Origin of the sequence: Streptomyces sp. NPDC005799, assembly GCF_040630525.1 — a bacterium.
GTDB classification, from domain to species: domain Bacteria; phylum Actinomycetota; class Actinomycetes; order Streptomycetales; family Streptomycetaceae; genus Streptomyces; species Streptomyces griseorubiginosus_B.
Window position 1 is genome coordinate 90,221 of record NZ_JBEXXQ010000037.1, and the last position, 21,266, is coordinate 111,486.

Below are 21,266 nucleotides of genomic sequence, written 5' to 3' on the forward strand. Positions count from 1 at the left end.
GCGGTGCGGTCCCGTACGCACCCGCGCCCGCGGTACGGCCCCTCGTCCCATTACCATGGGCGCATGTCGTTCCTCCGCCGCCGCAACGCCACCCCCGCCGGCCCCGACTTCGACGTCCTGGCCATGGACCCGGGCGACTGGCCCGGCAACCTCGGCGCCGGTCTGCTGCCCGCCCCCGACGGCACCTGCCAGGGCGTCTTCCTGCGCTACGACCTCTTCGGCGGCCGCGGCCCCGCGATGATCATCGGCAACCTCCCCGAGGGCTCGCCGGCCCGCGAGGTCGGCGAGGGCGAGATCCCCTTCGAGGTGGCCCAGCTGCTGCTCGCGCTGGAGAACGAGGAGGAGGTCACCGTCGTCGGAGTCGAGGACATGCCCGTCATGCAGGGCGACAACCTGCTGATCGTGCGCCGGTTGAAGCTGTCGGAGAGCCGGATCTCCTGCGTCCAGTTCGACCGCAGTGACAACGTCCTGGTGACCATCGCCGCCTGGGACCGCCCCATCACCGACGACCTGTACGCCCTGCTGAAGCCGCTTCCGGCGGAGCTTTTCCAGCAGGGCTGACGCGGCTGGCCTACTTGCCCGCGGGCAGCAGCCGCACGTCCGCCGCCCGGACGAACTCCACCCGGTGGCCGTACTGGATCTCGTAGTACAGGTCCTTGCCCCTGACGACCCGGTGCGCGTCGGTGGTGAAGGTGACCGCGTAGTAGTACTCACCCGGCACCAGATCCCCGACCACGTACTTCTGCCCCTTCGGCAGGGTGTACGGCAGCGGGGACACCGCCTGGACCGGCACTCCCGCCGGGTACGCGGCGGCCTCCGGGTAGGCGCGTCCGTACACCGGGACGCTGTCCAGGCCGGCCTTCGGCGTGACGACGAGACCCGATGCCGGCACCGCCGTCGGGTGCTTCCTCGGGTTCTTGAACCAGGCCTTCTGCCCCAGGTACCAGATCGCCGTCCAGTCCTTGTAGTGCCCGGCGACCGCGTACTGCTGGCCGGTGGAGACCCGTGAGCCCACGTCGTTGACGTCGATCGTGGAGTCCCCGCCCTTGTGCAGCCCGACGTCCTTGATCAGGGTGGAGTTCTCGTCGTGGTCGGAGTACAGCCGCACCTCGCTGGAACCGTGCGCCGCGCACGGCCCGCCGGAGGTGGCACAGCCGGTGTACGTCGGCCGGTTGGTGGCGTAGTCGGGCAGGATCGTCACCAGTGCGCCGCTCTTGCCCGCGGTCCGCTTGAAGGGGTGGCCCAGCAGCTCGAAGTAGTGCCGCCAGTCCCAGTAGGGGCCGGGGTCGGTGTGCATGCCGGGGATGGTCGACGTGGTCGGGCCGGGCACGTTCTCGTGGCCGAGGATGTGCTGCCGGTCCAGCGGGACGCGGTACTTCGCGGACAGATAGCGCACCAGCCGGGCCGAGGAGCGGTACATCGCCTCCGAGTACCAGGCGTCCGGCGCGGCCAGGAAGCCCTCGTGCTCGATGCCGATCGACTTGGCGTTGATGTACCAGTTGCCCGCGTGCCAGGCCACGTCCTTGGCCTTCACATGCTGGGCGATCAGACCGTCGGTGGAGCGGATGGTGTAGTTCCACGACACATAGGTGGGGTCCTGGACCAGGTTCAGCACACCGTCCCAGGCGCCCTCGGTGTCATGGACGACGATGTACTTGATGCTCTGCGAGGCCGGGCGGTCGCCCAGGTCGTGGTTGCCGTAGTCGTCGTCGCCGAACTGCTGGTACGGCGCCGGGATCCACTCGCAGGACACCGACTTCGGGCACTCGGTGCCGTCGCCGGACAGGGAGCGCAGGCCCGTCCTTCCGATCTGCGCGGTGTCGGGGGCGAGGCCGGGCTCGGCGGCCAGGGAGACCCGCTGACCGGCGTCCGTGGTGCGCCGCTCGCCCGTGCGGAGCACGTCGAAGACATCGTTGGCATAGGCGGCCGCGGTCGCGGTGTCGTCCGCTCCGGAGAAACGGGCGACCGCCCCGTACCAGTCCGCCGGGTCGCCGCTCAGCGGCTCGCCGAGGTCCTTCTGGGCCGCGGCGAGGAGTGCGGCACCGCCGGCGACGTTGGCCGCCTGGTCGGTACGCAGCCGCTCGGCCGGGATGCCGGTCAGTGCGGCCGCCTTCGGCAGCGTCTCGAGGCGTGCGGGGAGCCGGGACTCGGCCGGCACGGTGGCGGTGGGGTGCAGGGCGCGGCGGGCGCCGTCGCCGCGGGCGTCCTCCGTGCCTTCGCTGTGGTGCGAGGTGGCGGCGAGCGCGGTGCGCGCGTCGGTGAGATGCATCGGGCCGTAACCGCCGCTCACGCTCGGCGCGCCGTCGTGCGCGTCCCAGCGGGACTGGAGGTAGGAGACGCCGAGCAGCACGCTCGGCGGGACGTGGTACTCGGCGGCCGCGGCTGCGAACGCCCGCTGCAGTGACTCCGCGGACGACGCGGGGGTGCCGGCGGCCGGGGCCGCGCCGAGCAGCGGCAGCAGCAGGGCCGCCGAGGCGAGGGCGCCCGCGGCCGTGCGGGCGCGTCTGTGGCCGGGGGTGGACGCGGGGTCGGTGACGGATCCTCTCAACGCAGCCTCCTGGGACGGACGAGCGTGACGGGGCGTGCAAGGCCGAGCGGTGGGTCAGTGGTACCCGCTGGCCGACGATCCGTCAATCATGCCCAGAGGCGGGAGATTTCCCATGTCAACACGAGGGTGGCGGAGTTTCGCGGGGGCGGTGTGCGGGCCTGCGGGGCGTCAGTGGCCCACACCAATGGCCGTGTCCGCACCGGCCCCGGACATACGAAGATCCGCGGTGCGCCGTCGGTGGCGCACCGCGGACCGCCGTCCCCGTCAGCGAGTGCCGACCGCCGCGCGCACGGCCTTGCGGGCCAGCTGGCAGTCGTCGTGCAGCCGCCGCAGCAGCAGCCGTTGCTCCTCGCCGGACGGCGCAGCACCCGGGTGGGCCACTCCCGGTGCCGCCGGGGTCGCGTCGTGCATCGAACGCTGCACGGCCGTCTCGTAGGTACGGATCTCCCGGGTCAGGACGAGCATCAGGTTCACCAGGAAGGCGTCCCTTGAGGCGGGACCCGCCGACTGGGCGATCTGGCTGATCTGACGGCGTGCCACCGGCGCGTCCCCGAGGACCGACCACAGCACCGCCAGGTCGTAGCCCGGCAGGTACCAGCCCGCGTGCTCCCAGTCCACCAGCACTGGACCGGCCGGGGACAACAGGATGTTCGACAGGAGTGCGTCGCCGTGGCAGAACTGGCCCATGCCCTGCCGGCCCGCGGTCGCCGCGATGCCGTGCAGCAGCTTCTGCAGATCCCCCATGTCCCGGTCGGTGAGCAGCCCCAGCTCGTGATACCGGGAGATGCGGGCGGCGTAGTCGAGCGGGGCGTCGAAGGTGCCCGCCGGCGGTCGCCAGGCGTTGAGCCGGCAGATCGCGCCGAGGGCCGCCCTGATGTCCGCCCGGGGCGGGGCCTCGGCCGGGTGCCGCTGCAGCGCCGCCACCCGTCCCGACATCCGCTCGATGACCAGGGTGCAGTTGTCCGGGTCCGCCGCGATCAGTCTCGGCACCCGCACCGGGGGGCGGTGCCGGACGAACGAGCGGTAAGCCGCTATCTCGTGCCGGATCCGCTCGGACCACGCGGGGGAGTGATCGAGTAAACACTTGGCGACCGCCGTGCTGCGCCCGGTCGTACCGACCAGGAGCACGGACCGTCCGCTGCGGCGCAGCACCTGCACCGGAGCGAACTCCGGGCAGATGCGGTGCACCGACGCGATCGCCGTACGCAGCTGGGCGCCCTGGGGGCCGGACAAGTCGAGTCTCCCGCTGAGCGGTTGGGTGCCGAGCCCCGCCGGACGCCGTGGCCGACCCGCACCGAGCACGGGGGCCGCCTGCCGGGCGGCGGGGTCGAGGTAGGGGCCGCTGCCCGCCGGGCGGGGGTACAGCGACCGGGGCGGGGCGGACACGGAGGACGATGCTGCGTACATGGGCGAAACAGATCCCTTCGTGTGCCTGCTGTGCCTGTCTGCTCAAGTGCGCTGCCCGGCCCGGCCGCCCGGACGCATCCTGGGGAATGCGGCCGTTCTCGCGAAAAGGCAACCGGGTCGGGGTGGCGCGTTCCTACCTGACACCCGTCGTCCAGTGGCACACCATCTGGCGCACCCTGGCGAACCCTGGCGAATAGTCGCCCGGCAACTCTCCCAGGGCTACTGTCAACTCAGCCGAGAACCTGGGGGCTTGACGTGAGCGGACAACCCAACACCCGCCTTGCGGACCTGTTCGGCCTGGCCGGCTGGTCCAAGGGTGAACTCGCGAGGCTGGTCAACCGGCAGGCGGCGGCCATGGGCCACCCCCAGCTGTCGACCGACACCTCCCGGGTGCGGCGTTGGATCGACACGGGGGAGATCCCCCGCGATCCGGTGCCGCGGGTGCTGGCGGCTCTGTTCACCGAGCGTCTCGGCCGTGTCGTGACCATCGAGGACCTCGGTCTGGTCCGGCACGGGCGTACGGGGAAACGGCAGGACGGCGGGAGCGTGGAGCATCCCGACGGTGTGCCGTGGGCGCCCGAGCGGACAGCGGCGGTCCTCACCGAATTCACGGGAATGGACCTCATGCTCAACCGACGCGGCTTGGTGGGTGCGGGTGTCGCGCTCACCGCGGGATCCGCACTCAGCAGCGCCATGCACGACTGGCTGCACACCGATCCGGCCCTCAGGGCCGACGCTCCCCAGTTCGACGACCCCCTGCACGCCGACCCCGCTGGGTTCGACCGCTATGAGGCCGCCCCCATCGGGTCGCAGGAGATCGAGGAACTGGAGCGCTCGGTCGAGGTGTTCCGGGCCTGGGACGCCGCCCGCGGCGGCGGGCTGCAGCGCAAGGCAGTCGTGGGCCAGCTCAACGAGGTGGGCGGCATGCTCGCCTACCGTCACCCCGACCATCTGCAGCGGCGCCTGTGGGGCGTCGCCGCCAACCTCGCCGTCCTCGCGGGCTGGATGTCGCACGACGTCGGCCTGGAGCCCACGGCCCAGAAGTACTTCGTCATCGCCGCCCACGCGGCCAGAGAAGGCGGCGACCGGCCCCGCGCGGGGGAGGCGCTCTCCCGGGCGGCGCGCCAGATGGTGCACCTGGGCCGGCCCGACGACGCGCTCGACCTGATGAAGCTCGCCCGGTCAGGGTCCGGCGAGGAGGTGCTGCCGCGCACCCGGGCCATGCTCTACACCATCGAGGCCTGGGCGCAGGCCTCCATGGGCAAGGGCCAGGCGATGCGCCGCACCCTCGGCCAGGCGGAGGACCTCTTCGTCTCCGACAAGGGGGACGTGCCGCCGCCGAGCTGGATGCAGATGTTCCGCGAGGAGGACCTCTACGGCATGCAGGCCCTGGCCTACCGCACGCTGGCCGAGCACGAGCCGGGCGCGGCCGTGCACGCCCAGCACTACGCGGAGAAGGCCCTGGCACTCAGGGTCGACGGCCGTCAGCGGTCGAAGATCTTCGACTTCCTGTCCATGGCGTCGGCCTGCTTCATCGCCGACGACCCCGAGCAGGCCGACCGGTACGCACGGCTGGCCCTGATGTCGATGGGATCCAACTCCTCCCACCGCACCTGGGACCGGCTGCGCCAGATGTACCGGCTGACCGCCGAGTACTCCAGCTACCCGAAGATCCACGAGCTGCGTGAGGAGATCAAACTGGCTCTGCCCAAGCCGACGAAGGGCGGCGGCAGCGCACGGGTGTAGCGGGACGATCGCCTCGTACTACATCACCCGGGCGACGAGCACGCACGCGTCGTCCTCGCGCTCGGTCTCATCACCGAACTCCTCCATGACCGTCCGCACGCAGTCCCGTGCGGTGCGCGCCTCGCCGAAGCGTGGGGCCAGGTCGAGGAGGCGGCCCACGGCCTCGTCACGGCTGCTTGCGGGCACCAGCCCGTCGGTGTGCAGCAGTAACAGGTCGCCTGGTTCGAGGGTCTGTTCGGTCTGCTCGTAGGAGGCACCGGCGGTCGCGCCGAGCAGGACACCGTCCGGTGCCCGCAGCCTGCGCCCCGTCCCGTCGCGGAACAGCAGCGGGGCGGGGTGTCCGGCCTGTGCCCAGGTCAGGGTGCGGGTCTCGGGCCGGTAGCGGCAGCAGACGGCGCTGCCGAGGGCGGGTTGCACGGTGGCGTCGAGTAACTGGTTGAGCAGGGACAGCAGGTGGCCCGGATCGGTCCCGGCCATCGCCATGCCCCGCAGGGCGCCGAGCAGCATCGCCATGCCGGAGGCGACAGTGACGCCGTGACCGGTGAGGTCGCCGACGCTCAACAGGGTCTGGCCGTCGGGCAGTTCGAGGGCGTCGTACCAGTCGCCGCCGATGAGCGCGCTCCGGGACGCCGGCAGACAGTGGGCCGCGAGGTCCAGGGTCTCGGGGCCGTGGTGCGGGAGCCGCAGGGAGCCACGCCATGGCGGCAGCACGGCCTCCTGCAGCTCCACCGCGATCCGGTGCTCGGTCTGTGCGCGCTGCTGGTGGCGGTGCAGCGAGTCACGGGTCTCGCTCACCGCCCGCTGGCTGCGGCGCAGTTCGCTGACATCTCGCAGTACGGCCCACATGGAGGCGGTGCTGCCGTCGGCGTCGAGCACGGGCTCGCCCATCATGTGCACGGTCCGTGCCTCGCCGTCCGGGCGTACGACGCGGAACTCCCCGTCGATGGGCTTGGCGTCCACGAGACAGTCGGTGACCATCGCCGTCAGTCTCGCGCGGTCCTCGTCCAGCACCATGGACGGCAGTTCGTCGAGGGTGAGCGGAGGAGCGGCGGGGTCGCGGCCCAGGATCTGGTAGAGCTCGCCGGACCAACTGGCCTCGTCGGTCAGCAGATTCCATTCGGCGCTGCCGACCCTGCTGAGCAGCGAGCCGCGCCGGGGAGCGGGCGGCACGGCAGCGGCGGGGGAGGCCGTCTCCTGGACGGGGGCGAGGGGGGCCGGGCCGTCCCGTAGTTGCGCCAAGTGGGCGCCCAGGTCGTCCAGTTGATGCAGCGCCAGATCGCAGAGCGCGCGCTGCCACCGCTCCTCGGGGTCCGAACCGTCGCCGTGGGTGTCCCGCCGTACGGCGTCCACGTCGCCCTTCAGCCGTCGCGTCTGCGATATCAGCGCGTCGACCGAGCCGCGCCCCGGCGGCTGGGCGGCTGGGTGATCCGCAGAGAGGTGGGACGGCATGACGCACTCCGATGCGGGGACGGTACGACCAAGGCGGACGGAGGGACCGTTACGACTGTTGCACAGCCCGCGACGCGCTGTAAGGGATTTGGCAACACACGATGAGGTGGTGCTTCTGGCATATGCCAGCGTCTCCGCGGACCGGTCCGGCTGCGCGTATCGCCTACCGCGCCGGGTAGGTCAAGTCGTAGGCGACGTACGTGACTTGGGGCATCGTAGCCGAACTCGGGCGGGTGCTCAGTCGCCTGTTCGACGGGTGCTTGTTCGAGCATGCCCGGCATGCGGCACGCCTCAACTGATAGTGACGCAGGTCACACAAACTGGAAAGCGCTTCCGCGTAATGCGATCGGCGCCTGCGGAGTCGTAACAACAGATCGGCACACCGGCCGACCTTCGACCGCAGGGGAGACCGACCATGGACATCACCCTCGAGCAGCCCGCCCGCGGCCGCCTGATCACCTCCGACGAGCAGGAGCTGCCCGTACCGACGACCCTGCGGTACGTCTCCACGGACCCGCTGGCCGTGCACCTGGACTTCCCGCCCCAGGTCTCCCTCGACGGCACCGGCGTCACCTGGACCTTCGGCCGCGTGCTGCTGGAGGACGGGCTGCGCGGCCCGACCGGCGGCGGTGACGTGCACATCTGGCCGTGCGGCCGGGCCCGTACGGTCCTGGAGCTCCACTCGCCCTACGGCCTGGCCCTGCTGCAGTTCGACACCTCTGCCCTGCGCCGGTTCCTGCTGCGCACCTACGCCGTGGTCGGGGTCGGCGAGGAGGACCTCGGCGAGGTCGTCGACCGCGGCCTGAGCTCCCTGTTCGGCAACGTCTGAGCCGGGTCCTTCCCGCGCGTCAGTGTCCGGGCCCGGTGTACGGATCCGGGCGCGGAACGAGGTCGACGGCCATGCGGGCGCCGCTCTCCAGCGCCCCCACCCCGGCCTCGGCGACGACGGAGGCCGCGCAGCCGTCCCAGGCGCTCGGACCGGTGCCCCTGTCATGCCGGGTGGCGTCGCCCCGGCTCTGCACCTCGCGGTCGTGGGCGTCGGCGAACCGGACGAGGTAGTCCTGCGGCACCTTCCGGGCCTCGGTGCCCCGTGCGGTGACGCGCATCGCGTGCCCGCCGCCGATCCGAGCGCTGCCCGCGAGAGCGCCCGCCCGCCACATCCGTGTGCAGCGAGGCCCCGTCTATGCCCGCCACCGCCTCCTCGGCTCGGCCGGCATCGGGATCCGCGACCGCAGCGACCCTGGCTCCGCTCACCACCCGGTCGAGGCGTCGTATGGTCGGCACCCATGTGGCCCGCACCCAGGACGGCCACTCCGAGCACCTCAGACACGGTCGGTCGGCTGCCTTCCCTCGACGGCCAGGGTTTTTCATGGTCGTCAAGGGAGGCAGTCGGTACGGCCGTTCAGTAGCGCAGTACGCCCGCGATCCCGTGCGCGTCGCCGAGCGTGCCGTCCGGGACGAAGCGGACCTCCGCGCCGGTCTCCAGGCACTGCTCGACGATCTCGTCCACGAGGTCCTCACGGGCGTCGAGGTCGGCGCTCGCGGCCGGGACCAGGTGGTCGCCGAGGACATCGCTCACCGTGACGCGGTAGTTCTCCTCGACGGCCAGCAGTCGCAGCCGGCCCTCGCGGGCGCTGTGCCAGACCTCGTCGACGCCGGCCGCGAACGCCTTGCGGCTGCGGGCCGATTCCAGCTCGCGGGCAACGGCGTCGGTGCCCTTGCGGGCCTCGGCGGCGACCATCGGCCGTACCGCCTGCCACACCGCCTCGGGTGTGCCGTGCGCGAGACCGCCGTGCGGGATGTGCACGGCCTCCTTGGTCGCGCTGCCGATCTCGTCCAGCAGCGACAGGGCGGCCTGCTCGCCGGTCACGTACAGCGGACGGGGCTGTTCGCGCAGCAGCATGCCCAGCGCCGCGTCGGCCTCCCGCAGGAAGTGCCGGGTGCCCTCGTCGCGGAAGGTGCTCGGCATGTCGCCGATGCGTTCCTGGCGCTCGGCGTCGAAGTTCTCGGGGCTTCTGGTCATCGGGAAGCCGCCGGAGCGGTCCTCCGTGACCCGGTCGGTGCCGCCGCTCCAGAGGGTGACCCGGTCGGCGGAGACCGACAGCACCCAGAACGGCCGTTCGGCGGCCTGCGCGGAGACCAGGTTGCGGGTCAGGAAGGTGTCGGAGAGCACCACGCGCTCCGGCACCGCACGGGCCAGCGACCACACCTGGTGCTCACCGGGAGCGGCGAAGATCACCAGACCGTCCTCGGCGTGTGCCAGGTCCACCTCGGCGAGGGCCTGGTCGAGCTGGTGGACGACGTCGGAGCGACGCTCCCGGGTGACCGCGGGATCGGACTCCAGCTGCTTCTTGGCCGCGGCCACCACATTGCGCAGCCGGACCGGATCCTGGGCGTTGTCGGGCTCCCGACGATGCGTCGGCGTCAGCACGGACACGGCCGGATAGGGCCGCGGGCGCCGGAGCTCGGACAGGGTTGTGGGACTCAGGTCGTGCTCCATAACAAGCACCATAGGACCGTTTCGCGGATGGGGCATTAGGGACAAGGGGGCCGGGCGAACGGGATGAACGGGGTGGATGAACAGGGTGGGTGAACGGGGCGGCAGCGGGACGGGTCGCGTTCTGCTGTCGGCCAAGGTCCTCGCGCCCCGTCCGGCAGGAGGGACAGGATCGTCCCATGCCGTCGATCTTCGTTCTCGTGCACAGTCCGTCCGTGGGCCCCTCGACCTGGCGTCCGGTGGCCGACCACCTGACGGCCGCGGGCCATCAGGTACGGGTGCCGTCCCTGCTGCACGTCGGCGCCGGTGGCCCGCCCTTCTGGCCGCGCGTCGCCGCCGCCGTCCGTGACGACCTGCGGCAGGTCCCGGCGGACAGCCCCGTCACGCTGGTCGCCCACAGCAACGCGGGCCTGTTCCTCCCGACGATCCGCGCAGGTCTCGAGCGACCGGTCGCCGCCTCGGTCTTCGTCGACGCCGCGCTGCCGGCCCGGAGCGGGGCAACCCCGGTCGCGTCACCGGAGTTGCTCGACTTCCTGCGCCCGATGGCGGTCGGCGGCAGACTGCCCCGCTGGACCGACTGGTGGGACGAGGCGGACGTCGCGCCGATGCTCCCCGATCCCGAGGTGCGCAAGGCGGTCGTCCAGGAACAGCCCGCCCTGCCGCTGTCCTACTACGAGCAGCGCATCCCGGTCCCGGCCGGCTGGGAGGACCACCCCTGTTCCTACCTGCTGTTCGGACCGCCGTACGACGACCTCGCCGCCGAGGCGCGCGGACGTGGCTGGCGGGTGGCCCACCTGCCCGGCGCCCACCTCCACCAGCTGGTCGACCCGGCCGGCACGGCCCGGCACCTCGTCGAACTCGGCGGTGCCGCTTGATGCCGAACCGGCGCGATCCCTAGCGGGGCCCGGTCACCGCGATGTTGCCCTGTGCCACCGCGCACAGGGTCCGCGCCCCGGCTCCGCCGACGGTCGTCAGGTCGCAGCGGCACACGATCCGGGTCCGGCCCGCCCGCATCACCTGGGCATGGGCCCGCAGGATCTCGCCGGTGGCGGGACGCAGGTAGTCGATGGTGAAACCGGAGGTGATCAGGCCGGGGCCGGCCACCGTGGCCGCGGCGATCGTCAGCGTGTTGTCGGCGGCGTAGGACAGGACCCCGCCGTGGACGAAGCCGTACTGCTGAAGCAGGTCCTCGCGGATGTCCAGCTCCAGCGTGGCCTCACCGTCCCCGAACGCCGTCAGACGGGCGCCCAGCAGACGGCTGAAGGGCTGCGCCGCGAGGGTCTTCCGAGCGAGCTCAAGATCCATCGCCGCGCTCACCTCCAGCCTCAGTTCACCAGTGAAGTGAGAGTGGCGCGCAACGGTGTCCTCTGTCAACATCGGCCCATGTCCGAGCCCGACCAGCGACTGTTCTTCCTGCTGCAACGCGCCGCACACCGGCTGCGCACCACGGCGGACCGGCGCTGCGTGGCCGCGGCCGGAGTCACCACGGCCCAGCTCGGGGCGCTGTTCGCCGTGCGGGACCGGCCCGGCACCACCCAACAGGAACTCGCCCGCACCCTCGGGCTGCGCGAGTCCGCCATCACCGCGCTGGTCACCCGCCTCAGCTCCGCGGGCCTGCTGAGCAAGCGACCGCATCCGCGTCAACACCGGGCCGTGGTGCTGGAGTTGACCGACATGGGCGCGGACGCCCTGCGGACCGCGCAACCGGAGATCGACGCCTTCAACGCCGAACTGCGGTCCCTCCTCGGCGAGGAGGGCTTTCTCCACACGGCCGGCGTGCTGCACCGCCTCGCCCACTGGGACGAGTGACGTCCTCCTCAGGCGTCCTCCTCAGGTGTCCTCGTCCGCCCCGCACGAGCTGCCGCTCGGGGGCAGGGAGCCGTAGAGCAGGAAGTCGTCGACCTTCTGGTGCACGCACTTGGAGGAGCCGTAACCGGTGTGGCCCTCGCCTCTGTTGTCGAGGACCACGGCCGAGGAGCCGAGCCGTTTCGCGGTCTCCACGGTCCACCGGTAGGGGGTCGCCGGGTCTCCGCGGGTACCGACCAGGAGCATCCTGGGGGAGTGGAGGTCGCGCACCTTGTCGCGGATGTAGTCGGTGCCCTTGGGGCGGCCGTAGCACATGAGCAGTTGGGTGAGCCGGTAGCGGCCGAAGACGGGGGAGGCCTCCTCGTACTGGGCCCGGAGCCGGGCCAGGTCCTTGGTGAGCTGCTCGGCGCTGGGGCGGTCGGGATCGTCGGCGCAGTTGATCGCCATCAGCGCCGCGGGGAGATTGTCGAGCGGGATGTCGTCCTCGTCGACCAGGCCGCCGTCCCCCGCGTGCGGTGCGGCGGGCGAGAAACCGCCGTGCGCGAACGCCATGACGCCGCGGGTGTCGCCGTCCTCCACGAGTTGGGCCAGGGCCCGCTCCAGCGAGGGCCACAACTCCTCGCTGTACAGGCCCTGTCCGATGGCGCCCACGAGGTCCTGGCCGGTGAACTGCTGGCCCAGGTCGGTCGACACCGGGTCCTCGTCGAGGGAGTGGACCAGCTGCACGACCTGCTCACCGGCGCGCCGGGCGTCCTGGCCCAGCGGGCAGGCGATGTCCTTGACGCACCAGTCGACGAAGTCGTCCAGCGCCGTCTGCTGTCCCTCGGCGCCCGCGATGCCCTGCTCGGACATCGGTTCGGTGAGTGTGTCGACACCGTCGAGGACCAACCGGCCGACCTTCTTGGGGAACTGGGCCGCGTACACGGCGCCGAGCCGGGTTCCGTAGGAGAAGCCGAGGTAGTTGAGCTTTTTGTCGCCCAGGGCCTGGCGCATCACGTCCAGGTCGCGGGCGGCGTACATCGTGCCTATGTACGGCAGGACGGGCCCGGAGTGCCTGGCGCACTCGGCGGCAGCCTTGCGCAACTGCCGCAGCACGCCCTGCGGATGGGCCAGGTCCGGGTCGCCCGCCTCCGCGACCGCCGCCTCGTCGACACCGTTGCCGCAGCTGACCGGGGAGGACCGGCCGACGCCGCGCGGGTCGAACGTGACCACGTCGTAGGCGTTCGTCAGGCCCATGAAGTCCTTGCCGCCGCCCGCGAGTTCGCTCACGCCCGCCCCGCCCGGGCCACCGAAGTTCAGCAGGACCGAGCCGCGCTTCGGGCCCGTCGCGCGGTAGCGGGCCAGCGCGAGATCGAGCGTGCCGGCGCGGGGGCGGGCGTAGTCGAGCGGCACGGTGATCTTGCCGCACTGCAGATCCGTCGGCACGTCCGCGCCCTTGCACCGGGTCCAGTGGATCTGCTGCCCGTAGAAGCGGGACAGGTCGGGGCCGGTGCGTTCGGCGGCGGCCGTCGGCAGTCCCGCGGCGAGCAGGGTCGCGGCGGCGGTCGCGGTCACCGCGCAGCGCCGCACCGCGGGCCGCGTCGACAGCTTGGCCAGCATCGATGCCTCCATGGGCGCCCGTCGCGGACCGGGAGAACGGCACCCTCGATCACGATAAGCGGACGCCGGAACGCGCGCCTCCGCACGGGCGGGAGTGTCCGGGGTGCCGTACGCTCCGGCCGCGCCGGCAGTGATCGGACGGCTTAACGGCTGGTTCGACAACCGTGCCGCTCGACGGGGTGAAAGGCCGATGCGCGTCGAGAGCGTCGGCTCGCCGAGGGGTCACCGTGCCTCGGGGTTCCCGAGGCAGTGGCCGTCGTGGTGTCGCTTCTGGATTGTTGGCTCGGCGAATCGTCACCGTGCCGGAGCCAGACCGTGGGTCAGGGGGCCGGCATCGCTCCGCGCGTCCGAACCGTCGGCTCGCCGAGGGGGCACCGTGCCTCGGGGTTCCCGGGGCAGTGGCCGTCGCGGTGTCTCTTCTGGGTCGTCGGCTCGCCGAATTGTCGCCGCGCCGTTGCCGGAACGGCAGGTCAGGGGCCGGTGCCGGTCCCGCACGCCGGAGCAGCCGGCTCAGCGGGCCCTTGCCGTCAGCAGGACCATTCCCGAGTCGCCGTAGTCCGGGAGTGTCGGGTCGGTGTCTATGCGGGTGACGGACAGGGCTTGGGTGAGGGGGGTGAAGACCTTGGTGACCGTTTCCGGGCTCACCGGGCAGCCGGGCCAGGTGGAGGCCGGGCCGATGCGGTACGTCGGCATGTTCTCCATGAAGGCCGCCACGAGATACCCGCCCGGTGCGACGCAGCGCACGAAGGCGCGGCAGAAGTCGGCGAACTCCGCGAGGTCCTCCGTGGCGCCCTCCGCGACGAAGTGCATGGACGCCAGGCCGTACGCCCCGGGTTCCATCCCGCGCGCGTCGGCGTGGACGACGTCGACATACGCCAGCGCTCCCGCCAGCTTGGCGGGGATGTCCGGATTGAGCCGCCGGCACAGCGCGTGGAACGGCAGCCAGCTCGCGTCGGGCCCGTGCCGCAGTTGCCGCTCCAGATAGGCGACGTTGCCCGCCCCCGCCTCCACCGCCTCGATACGGCGGCTCGCGGCGGACGCGAGGATCAGCGGGTAGAGGTTGGGCCCCGCGCCGAACTCGACCGACCGCTCGACACAGCCCGGTGCCAGCCGCCGGTAGAACTCCGAGTGGTGGGCGATGACCGCGGCGTCCGACGGATGCAGGTCCCGGTAGTTCTCCGCGAGGTAGTCCGCGATCGGCCACCGGTCCCAGTCCACGTCGTCGTTGTGCGTGGTCACGGCCGGCTCAGCCCTTCGCCTTCAACGGGAAGCGCGCGGCCAGCCGACTGAGCGCGCCGGTCAGCACGTCGATGTCCTCGTCCGAGTTCAGGGCCGTGATCTGGATCCGGAACCCCACCCGGTCACGCGGTACGAGGGGATACGAGGCCAGCGTCACATAGATGCCCTCGTTCCACAGGAAGTCCGCCACCGCGTCCAGGTCGTCCGCGTTCGCCAGCGGGATCTCGATGATCGGCAGCCGGTCCCGGTTGAGCGTGCCGACGTTCAGGTCGTCGAGGTGTTCCAGGACCCGGGCGGTGCGGCGGTACAGATCGGCGCGCAGCGCGTCGCCGCGGCGCTCGTTGACGTCGAGCCCGGCCAGCGCGGTCGCCAGGGAGGCGGTCGGAGAGGGGCCGGAGTACAGATACGGACCCGCGGCCGTCTTGAGCCGGTTCTTCAGCTCGGTCGGCAGCGCCAGGAAGGCGAGCAGCGACGAGTACGCCTTGGAGAACCCGGAGCACAGCACGATCCCGTCGTACGACTCACCGGTGTGCCGCACGATGCTGTTGCCGCGCGAGCCGTAAGGACAGGGCTCGAGCGGCCCGCGCTCCCCGATCACCCCGAAACCGTGCGCGTCGTCGATGTACAGCGTCCCGCCCCCGGCCCGGCACACCGAGGCCAGCGTGGGCAGGTCGGGGATGTTGCCGCTCATGCTGTTGACGCCGTCGAGGCACACCAGCCGCGGCAGGCCCGCCGGCACCGAGGCCAGCAGGGCCTCCAGTTCGTCGGGCCGTTCGGCGTGGAAGCGGTGCAGGGTGGCGCCCTGGCCGCGGGCCACGAGGCAGCCGTCGTACACCGTGCGGTGCGCCGTCGCCTCCACGAAGACATGGCCGCTCTCGGCCAGGATCGGGATCACGGACGAGTGGATCAGGGTGAGCGTCGGCAGCAGCAGCGTGTCGGGGGCACCCAGCAGTCCGGCGAGCCGCTCCTCGATGTCCGGGTACAGCCGCGGGCTGCCCAGCAGGCGGGACCAGCTGGGATGGGTGCCCCAGCGCCGCACCGTCGGTTCCACGGAGTCGATGATCTCCGGGTCCCAGTCGAAGCCCAGGTAGTTGCAGGACGCGAAGTCGATCAGCCAGTGGCCGCGGCTGCGGATGTGCCGGCCGCGTACCTCGTCGAGGACCGCGTCGCTCATCGGGCTGGTCCGCCGCAGATGTTCGAGGTCCGCCCACCGCGCCGCCCGCCGCTCCCCGTCCTCGGTCCGGGCGGCCGGGACGCGCGCCGGTCCCGGGGCGACGGCGGGTGCTGGGCACCGTCCCTGGTGCTGTCGCAGCACGCGCTCGCTCTGCTGAACCGTCATCGGGCGGGCGAACAGGAAGCCCTGCCCGAACCGGCAGCCCATGCCGGCCAGCAGATCGCGCTGGGCCTGGTCCTCGATGCCCTCGGCGATCACCTGCAGTCCCAGGGTGTCGGCGATCCGCACGATGCCCTCGACGAGCGCCACCTGCTGGGCGTCCCGGGTGATGTCGTCGATGAAGGTCTTGTCTATCTTCAGCGCGTCCAGGGGGAAGTCCCGCAGATAGCGCAGTGAGGAGAAGCCGGTCCCGAAGTCGTCGACCGCGATGTGCACCCCGAGCTCCTTCAGGGAGCGCAGCACGGCCTGGATCTGGGTGTCGCGGCGCAGCAGCACGGTCTCGGTCAGTTCCAGCTGCAGGGAACCGGGCGCCAGGCCGGGTGTGCGCAGGGCCTGGTCGACCTGGTCCAGGAAGCCCACGTCACGGAACTGGCGTGCGGAGACGTTCACGCTGACGTACGGCGGGACGGCGGGCCCGGGCAGTTTCTGCAGTCCGGCGATGTCGTTGACCGCGTTCTCCAGCACCCACGCCCCGAGCACGGCGATGTGCCCGGTCTCCTCGGCCATCGAGATGAACTGCTCCGGCGGCACCGGCCGGGGCAGGGCCTGCGGCCAGCGGATCAGCGCCTCGAAGCCGACGACCTCGCCTGCGGTGATGTCCACGACCGGCTGGTAGCGCAGGGCGAACTCGTTGCCCTCGACCGCGCGGGCCAGCCGGCTCTGCAGGTCGTGCCGCTCGACCATCCGGGTGTGCAGCAGGGGCTGGAACCGGCGCCACTGGCGTTTACCGGCCGCCTTCGCCGCGTACAGCGCGAGGTCGGCGTGGCCGAGCAGTTCCTCCGCGTCGGTGCTGTCCCGGGCCGTGGCCACGCCCACGCTGGCCGAGACGGTCACCGACTCGGAGGCGACGTGGAAGGGCCGGGTGAGGGTCTGGATCACCTGGGCGGCCAGCAGCTCCGCGTCCAGGGGTTCACGGGCGTCCTCCATCAGCACGGCGAACTCGTCGCCGCCCAGCCGGGCCGCGGTGTCGGTGCGCCTGAGGGTCTTGGAGAGGCGGTTGCCGACGGAGACGAGCAGATGGTCGCCGGCCGAGTGCCCGAGTGTGTCGTTGACCAGCTTGAAGTCGTCGAGGTCGATGAAGAGCAGACAGGTCAGGGAGGACTCGCGGCGTCCGCGCAGCAGGGCGCGTTCCATCCGCTCCAGCAGCAGGGTCCGGTTGGGCAGACCGGTCAGCGAGTCGTGGAAGGCGCGCTGGGTCAGCTCGTGCGCCAGCCGGCGCTGCTCGGTCACGTCGCGCAGGGTGACCACCAGGCCGTTAACGGTCCGCTCGTCCCGGAAGTCGCTGCACCGCACCTCCACCTCGACCCGGCCGTTGTGGCGCCGTACCCACCAGTGGTCGTGGGTGGCCCGCGGCCCGGACTCCCGCACGGCCCGCAGCTCGCGTACCGCCCGGTTGCGGTCGCGGGGGTCGACCAGGTCCGGCAGAGGGGCGCCGACCACGTCCGCGGTGCCGAACACGCCGGCGGCCGAGGGGCTCGCGTAGCGGATGGTGTCGTCGTCCTCGACGATGAGGATGACGTCGGAGGTGTTGCGCACGAGGGTGCGGAAGTACGCCTCGCTCTCCCTGCGGACGATCTCCTGGCGCAGGGAGACCCGCTCCATGGCCAGGCCCGCGTGCGAGGCCAGGATCTCCAGGGAGCCGCGGGTCTCACTCAGTGGGCCGACCGGTCCGGCGACCAGCAGCACGCCCGGGACGTCGCCGTAGGGACGGTCGGGCGGGATCGTCAGGCACACCAGGACGGTGTCGGCGGCATCGGGCCCGGTGTCGATGTCGAGCTCGCGGGCGGTCACGACCCGCCCGTGGTACTGCGCCAGCTCCGCCGCCCGCTCGGCCGGCAGCAGCAGCGTCCGGTGGCCGACGGCCGTGCCCAGCAGCCGGTCGACGGCCGCCTCGCAGGACTGGGCTACCTGCCCCGGCCGTACCGCCGAGACCAGCGAGGCGGCCGCCCGGCGCAGGGTCAGTTCCCGGGTGACGGCGCTGCGGTGGGCCACGACCAGAGCCGACAGCCGCAGGATCACCAGGAGGAAGAGCAGGCCGGAGAACGCGGCGATCACGGACGCGTCGTGGGCCGTACGCGTCAGCCCCTCGTACAGCAGGATGCCCGGCGCGATCAGTGTCGCCGCGGCCAGGAGCAGCAGGCGTCGGCGGGGCGCCGGCAGAGCCCGCCGCTGGGGTTCGGCCGCGGTCAGCTGGGCCATGTCCGGGTGCAGCGCGGCCTGGGCCCACGCCGTGTAGAAGATGATCCAGCCGGCGTCGAGTGCCGTGCCGGTCTGCCACAGGGAGTTGAGCTGCAGGATGCCGTAGGCGATGTCGAAGCCGAGCAGGGTGACTGTCCCGATGACCAGGAGCTGCACCGACCGGTTGTGGCCGTCGACCGAACTCAGGGTGAGCAGGCGCGCGAGCAGGGCGAGGACGAGTACGTCACCGAGGGGGTAGGCGATGCTGATGGCCCGCTGCTGCCAGGTCAGCCCGTCCAGCTGGGTGAGCGGCTGCACCAGGTAGACCCAGACCGGCAGGGCCAGGGCGGCCGTGAAGATCATCGCGTCCAGCAGGCTCGGCAGATCGTGGCCCGACCAGCGGTAGTGCACCAGACCGGACAGGCCGATCGCGAACAGGGGATAGGTGGCCAGGTAACTGGCGTCCGAGGGAGAGGGGAAGGGGTTGGAGGCGTGGAAGTACTGCTCCAGCACGTTGTAGTACGTGTCCCCCGCGACGAAAGTGATCAATCCGGCGGCCAGCACCCACCAGGGCCAGCGGTGGGCGGGTCGGTTGATCTGGCTTCCGGCCACCACGGCCAGGGCGCTGGAAAGGCCGATGAGGGCCCACAGAGGCGCGCGTGCCGCCGGAACTGTCATGTACACGACTGTGGCGGCGGCAACCAGTGTGCCATGAGCGGCCATTAGCCGTTGTGTCGGCATCAAAGGCAAACGCCTCCCCTGCGGGAGGAGACCTGGCGGTCCGTCTGGTGTGGTACCCCCAGATCGTAGGCACCCCTGACGCGGGGCTGCATCTCGGACGGGTTCGAGCCTCAGGCGTCCCGGTGGTAGAAGCGCCGGTGCAGGGCGCGCACCTCCCCGGCCAGCTCCGGTACCGGCCCGTCCACCGTTACACCCGGTGCCACTTCGTTGACGGACAGTGTGCGCACCGGCGGCGCGGGCACGCCCAACTCCTTCAGCCAGCCGACGAGTTGCTCCGAGGAGGCGACGTACACGATGCGGCCGAGGCCCACCCCGATGTGCGCGGCCGCGCACCTCGGGCAGTGCTCGCCCGAGGTGTATACCGTGGCGGACGCCCGCTCCTCGGGGGGAGCCGGGCCGTCGACCAGCGGGCCAGTTCGAACTCGGGGTGCCGGGTGCGGCCGCCGGAGGCCACCCGGTCGTGGTCCTCGGCGAGCACGGTGCCGTCCGCTCCCACCAGCACCGACCTGAACGGCTCGTCCCCGGCCTCCAGCGCCTCTTCCGCCAGCTCGACACATCGGCGCCGATACGGCAGTTCGGCGTCCCCCACGACCATGACGTACGGCTCTCCTCCTGCGGCGATCTTCGCGGACAGCCCAGGCGCGACGCGGCGGGCCTGGAAAGTCCGCCCGGTGCGGCGGCGTAGCTGGGTGCGTAAAGCGGTTGCCGGGCGCGCGCCCCGGTGCTGGAGTGATCACATGGATCACGCAGCGGTGCTCGCCCTCTTCGACCGGGACATGCGCGAGGGGGCGCAGCCGGACAGCCCCGACGCGAGAGTGGAACGGGTGGGCGGCGTGGTCCGCCAGGTCTCCTCGGCGCGCGGCTGGAACGGCGTCGTGTGGTCCGACCTGGAGGAGACGAACGCAGACGAGGTGATCGCCGGACAGATCGCCTACTTCTCCGGGCTGGGCCGCCGGTTCGAGTGGAAGCTGTACGGGCACGACCTGCCGGTGGACCTGGGGGAGCGGCTGCGGGGCGCGGGGTTCACGGCCGAGCCCGAGGAGACGCTGATGATCGCCGAGGTCGCCGCCCTCGACCTCGACGCCCGGCCGCCCGAGGGCGTGCGCCTGCTGCCGGTCACCGACGCGGCCGGCGTCGACCTGGTGGCGGACGTGCACGAGAAGGCCTTCGGTACCGACGGCTCCCGGCTGCGGCACCAGCTGCTGGCCCGGCTGACGGGGGAGCCGGACACGATCGTCGCCGTCGTCGCGCTGGCCGGGGACGAACCGGTGAGCGCGGCCCGGATGGAGCTGGTGCCCGGCACCCGGTTCGCCGGGCTGTGGGGCGGCGGCACCGTGGAGGGCTGGCGCGGCCGGGGTGTCTACCGGGCCCTGGTCGCCCACCGCGCCCGCGCCGCCGTGGAACGCGGCTACCGCTACCTCCAGGTCGACGCCTCCAGCCAGAGCCGCCCCATCCTGGAACGCCTCGGCTTCGAGCCCCTGACCACGACGACGCCATACACCTACATGCCCTAGGACGGCCCGGGGACCGGATGTCACATCCGCGGCGGTGCGATCCGTCGCAGGGGCATGACGACGAACCAGAAGAGCCAGAGCATCCTCCTCGCGGGCGCCAGCGGTGTCCTCGGCGGTCACATCACGCGCGCGCTGACCGAGGCGGGCCACAAGGTCACCGGCCTCGGGCGCGGGCCTGCGAACGGCATACGGGCCGACCTGATGGACCGCGACGCGCTGCTGCGCGCCGTCGACGGGCAGCACTTCGACACCGTCATCCATGCCGCGACCGCCCTGCGCAAGGCGCCCATGCGCCACCGCGACATGTACGCCACCGACGCGCTGCGCACCGAGGGCACCGCCCATCTCGTCGAGGCCGCACAGGCCACCGGCGCCCGGCGCCTGATCGGCGAGTCGATGGTCTTCGGCTACGGCTACGGGGATTTCGGCGACCACGTCATCACCGAGGACGACGTGTTCGGTCCGCGCGGCACCACCCCGGAGCTTCAGCGGCATGTCGAGGGCATGCGCGTCAAGGAACAACTGACCTTCGAGGCCGCCGGGTTGGCGGGCATCTCGCTGCGCTTCGGCTTGTTCTACGGTCCCGGTGGCACCGACGCGATCCTGCCCATGCTGCGCAAGCGGCAGTTGCCCGTTCCCGCCGACCACGGACGGTTGCTGCCGTGGATCGAGCTCACCGACGCGGCCCGCGCGGTCGTCGCCGCCGTCGAGCACGGCCGGGCCGGTCAGGCGTACAACATCACCGACCGGACCCCGTTCGGCTTCCGCGCCCATGTCCGGTGCGTGGCCGAGGAGTTCGGCCTGCCCAGGCCGATGACCGTGCCGCGGTGGCTGACCCGACCGATGTCCTACGCGCACACCATGTTCGCGACGAACATGCGCGTGTCCTCGGCGAAGGCGGAGCGGGAGCTGGGCTGGACGCCCGTGCACCCGTCCTGCCGGGACGGTCTGGCAGCGCTGGCCGCACAGCGGTGACCCGCCGACCGGGGCCGTTCGGACCGGAGTCGGAGGCCGAACGGCCCCCCGCCACGCAAGGCCGCGGCTGGGAACCTGACACGGGGGAGAGCCTCCCGGCGCCCGACTCTCCCGCTCGGGGCGCACGGTCGAGGCGGTGGGCCCGCCGATCGTCGAGGGGAGCCGCATCGGCGG

At 72.0% G+C, this 21,266-nt stretch carries 16 protein-coding genes and 2 pseudogenes; 8 read left to right on the forward strand and 10 right to left on the reverse strand.

Annotated features, from left to right (window positions below):
* Positions 1 to 63 precede the first annotated feature (63 nt).
* Complete coding sequence (locus tag ABZ453_RS32070) at positions 64 to 561, forward strand: hypothetical protein (RefSeq protein WP_208781660.1); 498 nt, start codon at positions 64 to 66, stop codon at positions 559 to 561.
* A 10-nt stretch (positions 562 to 571) separates the two neighbouring features.
* On the opposite strand, the gene ABZ453_RS32075 is transcribed toward ABZ453_RS32070, so the two are convergent.
* Together ABZ453_RS32075 and ABZ453_RS32080 are read right to left on the reverse strand one after the other, a co-directional pair.
* Complete coding sequence (locus ABZ453_RS32075; RefSeq protein ID WP_359020393.1) at positions 572 to 2,548, reverse strand: peptidoglycan recognition family protein; 1,977 nt, start codon at positions 2,546 to 2,548, stop codon at positions 572 to 574.
* 264 nt (positions 2,549 to 2,812) lie between these two features.
* Positions 2,813 to 3,955: an aminoglycoside phosphotransferase family protein gene (locus ABZ453_RS32080; RefSeq protein ID WP_359020395.1), complete on the reverse strand. Its 1,143-nt coding sequence runs from the start codon at positions 3,953 to 3,955 to the stop codon at positions 2,813 to 2,815.
* 255 nt (positions 3,956 to 4,210) lie between these two features.
* Here ABZ453_RS32080 and ABZ453_RS32085 point away from each other — a divergent pair, with 255 nt between their 5' ends.
* Positions 4,211 to 5,701 carry a hypothetical protein gene (locus ABZ453_RS32085; RefSeq protein WP_359020397.1) on the forward strand — a complete coding sequence of 497 codons (1,491 nt, stop codon included), beginning with the start codon at positions 4,211 to 4,213 and terminating at the stop codon, positions 5,699 to 5,701.
* A gap of 18 nt (positions 5,702 to 5,719) precedes the next feature.
* On the opposite strand, the gene ABZ453_RS32090 is transcribed toward ABZ453_RS32085, so the two are convergent.
* A complete protein-coding gene (locus ABZ453_RS32090; protein ID WP_359020399.1) occupies positions 5,720 to 7,150 on the reverse strand; it encodes a SpoIIE family protein phosphatase in 1,431 nt (476 codons plus the stop codon).
* A gap of 415 nt (positions 7,151 to 7,565) precedes the next feature.
* Here ABZ453_RS32090 and ABZ453_RS32095 point away from each other — a divergent pair, with 415 nt between their 5' ends.
* On the forward strand, positions 7,566 to 7,979 hold the full coding sequence (locus ABZ453_RS32095) for an SsgA family sporulation/cell division regulator (protein ID WP_359020401.1): 414 nt from the start codon (positions 7,566 to 7,568) through the stop codon (positions 7,977 to 7,979).
* 19 nt (positions 7,980 to 7,998) lie between these two features.
* On the opposite strand, the pseudogene ABZ453_RS32100 reads toward ABZ453_RS32095, so the two are convergent.
* Together ABZ453_RS32100 and ABZ453_RS32105 are read right to left on the reverse strand one after the other, a co-directional pair.
* Positions 7,999 to 8,480, reverse strand: a pseudogene (locus tag ABZ453_RS32100) (hypothetical protein).
* Positions 8,481 to 8,552: 72 nt separating this feature from the next.
* A complete protein-coding gene (locus tag ABZ453_RS32105) occupies positions 8,553 to 9,650 on the reverse strand; it encodes a chemotaxis protein (protein ID WP_359020403.1) in 1,098 nt (365 codons plus the stop codon).
* A 176-nt stretch (positions 9,651 to 9,826) separates the two neighbouring features.
* Here ABZ453_RS32105 and ABZ453_RS32110 point away from each other — a divergent pair, with 176 nt between their 5' ends.
* Complete coding sequence (locus tag ABZ453_RS32110; protein WP_359020405.1) at positions 9,827 to 10,522, forward strand: alpha/beta hydrolase; 696 nt, start codon at positions 9,827 to 9,829, stop codon at positions 10,520 to 10,522.
* Positions 10,523 to 10,541: 19 nt separating this feature from the next.
* Here ABZ453_RS32110 and ABZ453_RS32115 read toward each other — a convergent pair whose 3' ends face one another.
* Positions 10,542 to 10,964: a PaaI family thioesterase gene (locus ABZ453_RS32115; RefSeq protein WP_359020407.1), complete on the reverse strand. Its 423-nt coding sequence runs from the start codon at positions 10,962 to 10,964 to the stop codon at positions 10,542 to 10,544.
* A 66-nt stretch (positions 10,965 to 11,030) separates the two neighbouring features.
* On the opposite strand from ABZ453_RS32115, the gene ABZ453_RS32120 reads away from it, so the two are divergent.
* Positions 11,031 to 11,456 (forward strand): MarR family winged helix-turn-helix transcriptional regulator, encoded by a 426-nt coding sequence (locus ABZ453_RS32120; protein ID WP_359020408.1) that lies wholly within the window; start codon positions 11,031 to 11,033, stop codon positions 11,454 to 11,456.
* Positions 11,457 to 11,477: 21 nt separating this feature from the next.
* Here ABZ453_RS32120 and ABZ453_RS32125 read toward each other — a convergent pair whose 3' ends face one another.
* The 4 genes and pseudogenes from ABZ453_RS32125 to ABZ453_RS32140 form a co-directional block, all read right to left on the reverse strand.
* A complete protein-coding gene (locus tag ABZ453_RS32125; RefSeq protein ID WP_359020409.1) occupies positions 11,478 to 13,052 on the reverse strand; it encodes an alpha/beta hydrolase in 1,575 nt (524 codons plus the stop codon).
* Between the two features lie 510 nt (positions 13,053 to 13,562).
* Positions 13,563 to 14,291, reverse strand: coding sequence for a class I SAM-dependent methyltransferase (locus ABZ453_RS32130; RefSeq protein WP_359020410.1), 729 nt, complete (start codon positions 14,289 to 14,291; stop codon positions 13,563 to 13,565).
* A 7-nt stretch (positions 14,292 to 14,298) separates the two neighbouring features.
* Complete coding sequence (locus tag ABZ453_RS32135) at positions 14,299 to 18,585, reverse strand: aminotransferase class I/II-fold pyridoxal phosphate-dependent enzyme (protein WP_359020411.1); 4,287 nt, start codon at positions 18,583 to 18,585, stop codon at positions 14,299 to 14,301.
* A 128-nt stretch (positions 18,586 to 18,713) separates the two neighbouring features.
* Positions 18,714 to 19,150 (reverse strand): annotated as a pseudogene (locus tag ABZ453_RS32140) (nucleoside deaminase).
* Here ABZ453_RS32140 and ABZ453_RS32145 point away from each other — a divergent pair.
* Genes ABZ453_RS32145 through ABZ453_RS32155 form a run of 3 tightly spaced genes read left to right on the forward strand, consistent with a single transcriptional unit; the run spans position 19,031 to position 21,092 of the window.
* On the forward strand, positions 19,031 to 19,288 hold the full coding sequence (locus tag ABZ453_RS32145; RefSeq protein ID WP_359020416.1) for a hypothetical protein: 258 nt from the start codon (positions 19,031 to 19,033) through the stop codon (positions 19,286 to 19,288). The pseudogene ABZ453_RS32140 and the gene ABZ453_RS32145 overlap by 120 nt on opposite strands.
* Positions 19,289 to 19,340: 52 nt before the next feature.
* The gene (locus ABZ453_RS32150; protein WP_359020412.1) at positions 19,341 to 20,117 is read left to right on the forward strand and encodes a GNAT family N-acetyltransferase; all 777 of its coding nucleotides are present in this window, start codon (positions 19,341 to 19,343) and stop codon (positions 20,115 to 20,117) included.
* A gap of 54 nt (positions 20,118 to 20,171) precedes the next feature.
* Positions 20,172 to 21,092 carry an NAD(P)-dependent oxidoreductase gene (locus ABZ453_RS32155; RefSeq protein WP_359020414.1) on the forward strand — a complete coding sequence of 307 codons (921 nt, stop codon included), beginning with the start codon at positions 20,172 to 20,174 and terminating at the stop codon, positions 21,090 to 21,092.
* Positions 21,093 to 21,266: the final 174 nt, after the last annotated feature.

Coding starts and splice junctions, on each gene's coding strand:
- ABZ453_RS32070 (WP_208781660.1), top strand. CDS start 64: ATGTCGTTCCTCCGCCGCCGCAACGCCACCCCCGCCGGCCCCGACTTC.
- ABZ453_RS32080 (WP_359020395.1), bottom strand. CDS start 3,955: ATGTACGCAGCATCGTCCTCCGTGTCCGCCCCGCCCCGGTCGCTGTAC.
- ABZ453_RS32090 (WP_359020399.1), bottom strand. CDS start 7,150: ATGCCGTCCCACCTCTCTGCGGATCACCCAGCCGCCCAGCCGCCGGGG.
- ABZ453_RS32095 (WP_359020401.1), top strand. CDS start 7,566: ATGGACATCACCCTCGAGCAGCCCGCCCGCGGCCGCCTGATCACCTCC.
- ABZ453_RS32105 (WP_359020403.1), bottom strand. CDS start 9,650: ATGGAGCACGACCTGAGTCCCACAACCCTGTCCGAGCTCCGGCGCCCG.
- ABZ453_RS32110 (WP_359020405.1), top strand. CDS start 9,827: ATGCCGTCGATCTTCGTTCTCGTGCACAGTCCGTCCGTGGGCCCCTCG.
- ABZ453_RS32120 (WP_359020408.1), top strand. CDS start 11,031: ATGTCCGAGCCCGACCAGCGACTGTTCTTCCTGCTGCAACGCGCCGCA.
- ABZ453_RS32125 (WP_359020409.1), bottom strand. CDS start 13,052: ATGCTGGCCAAGCTGTCGACGCGGCCCGCGGTGCGGCGCTGCGCGGTG.
- ABZ453_RS32135 (WP_359020411.1), bottom strand. CDS start 18,585: ATGGCCGCTCATGGCACACTGGTTGCCGCCGCCACAGTCGTGTACATG.
- ABZ453_RS32150 (WP_359020412.1), top strand. CDS start 19,341: ATGGATCACGCAGCGGTGCTCGCCCTCTTCGACCGGGACATGCGCGAG.
- ABZ453_RS32155 (WP_359020414.1), top strand. CDS start 20,172: ATGACGACGAACCAGAAGAGCCAGAGCATCCTCCTCGCGGGCGCCAGC.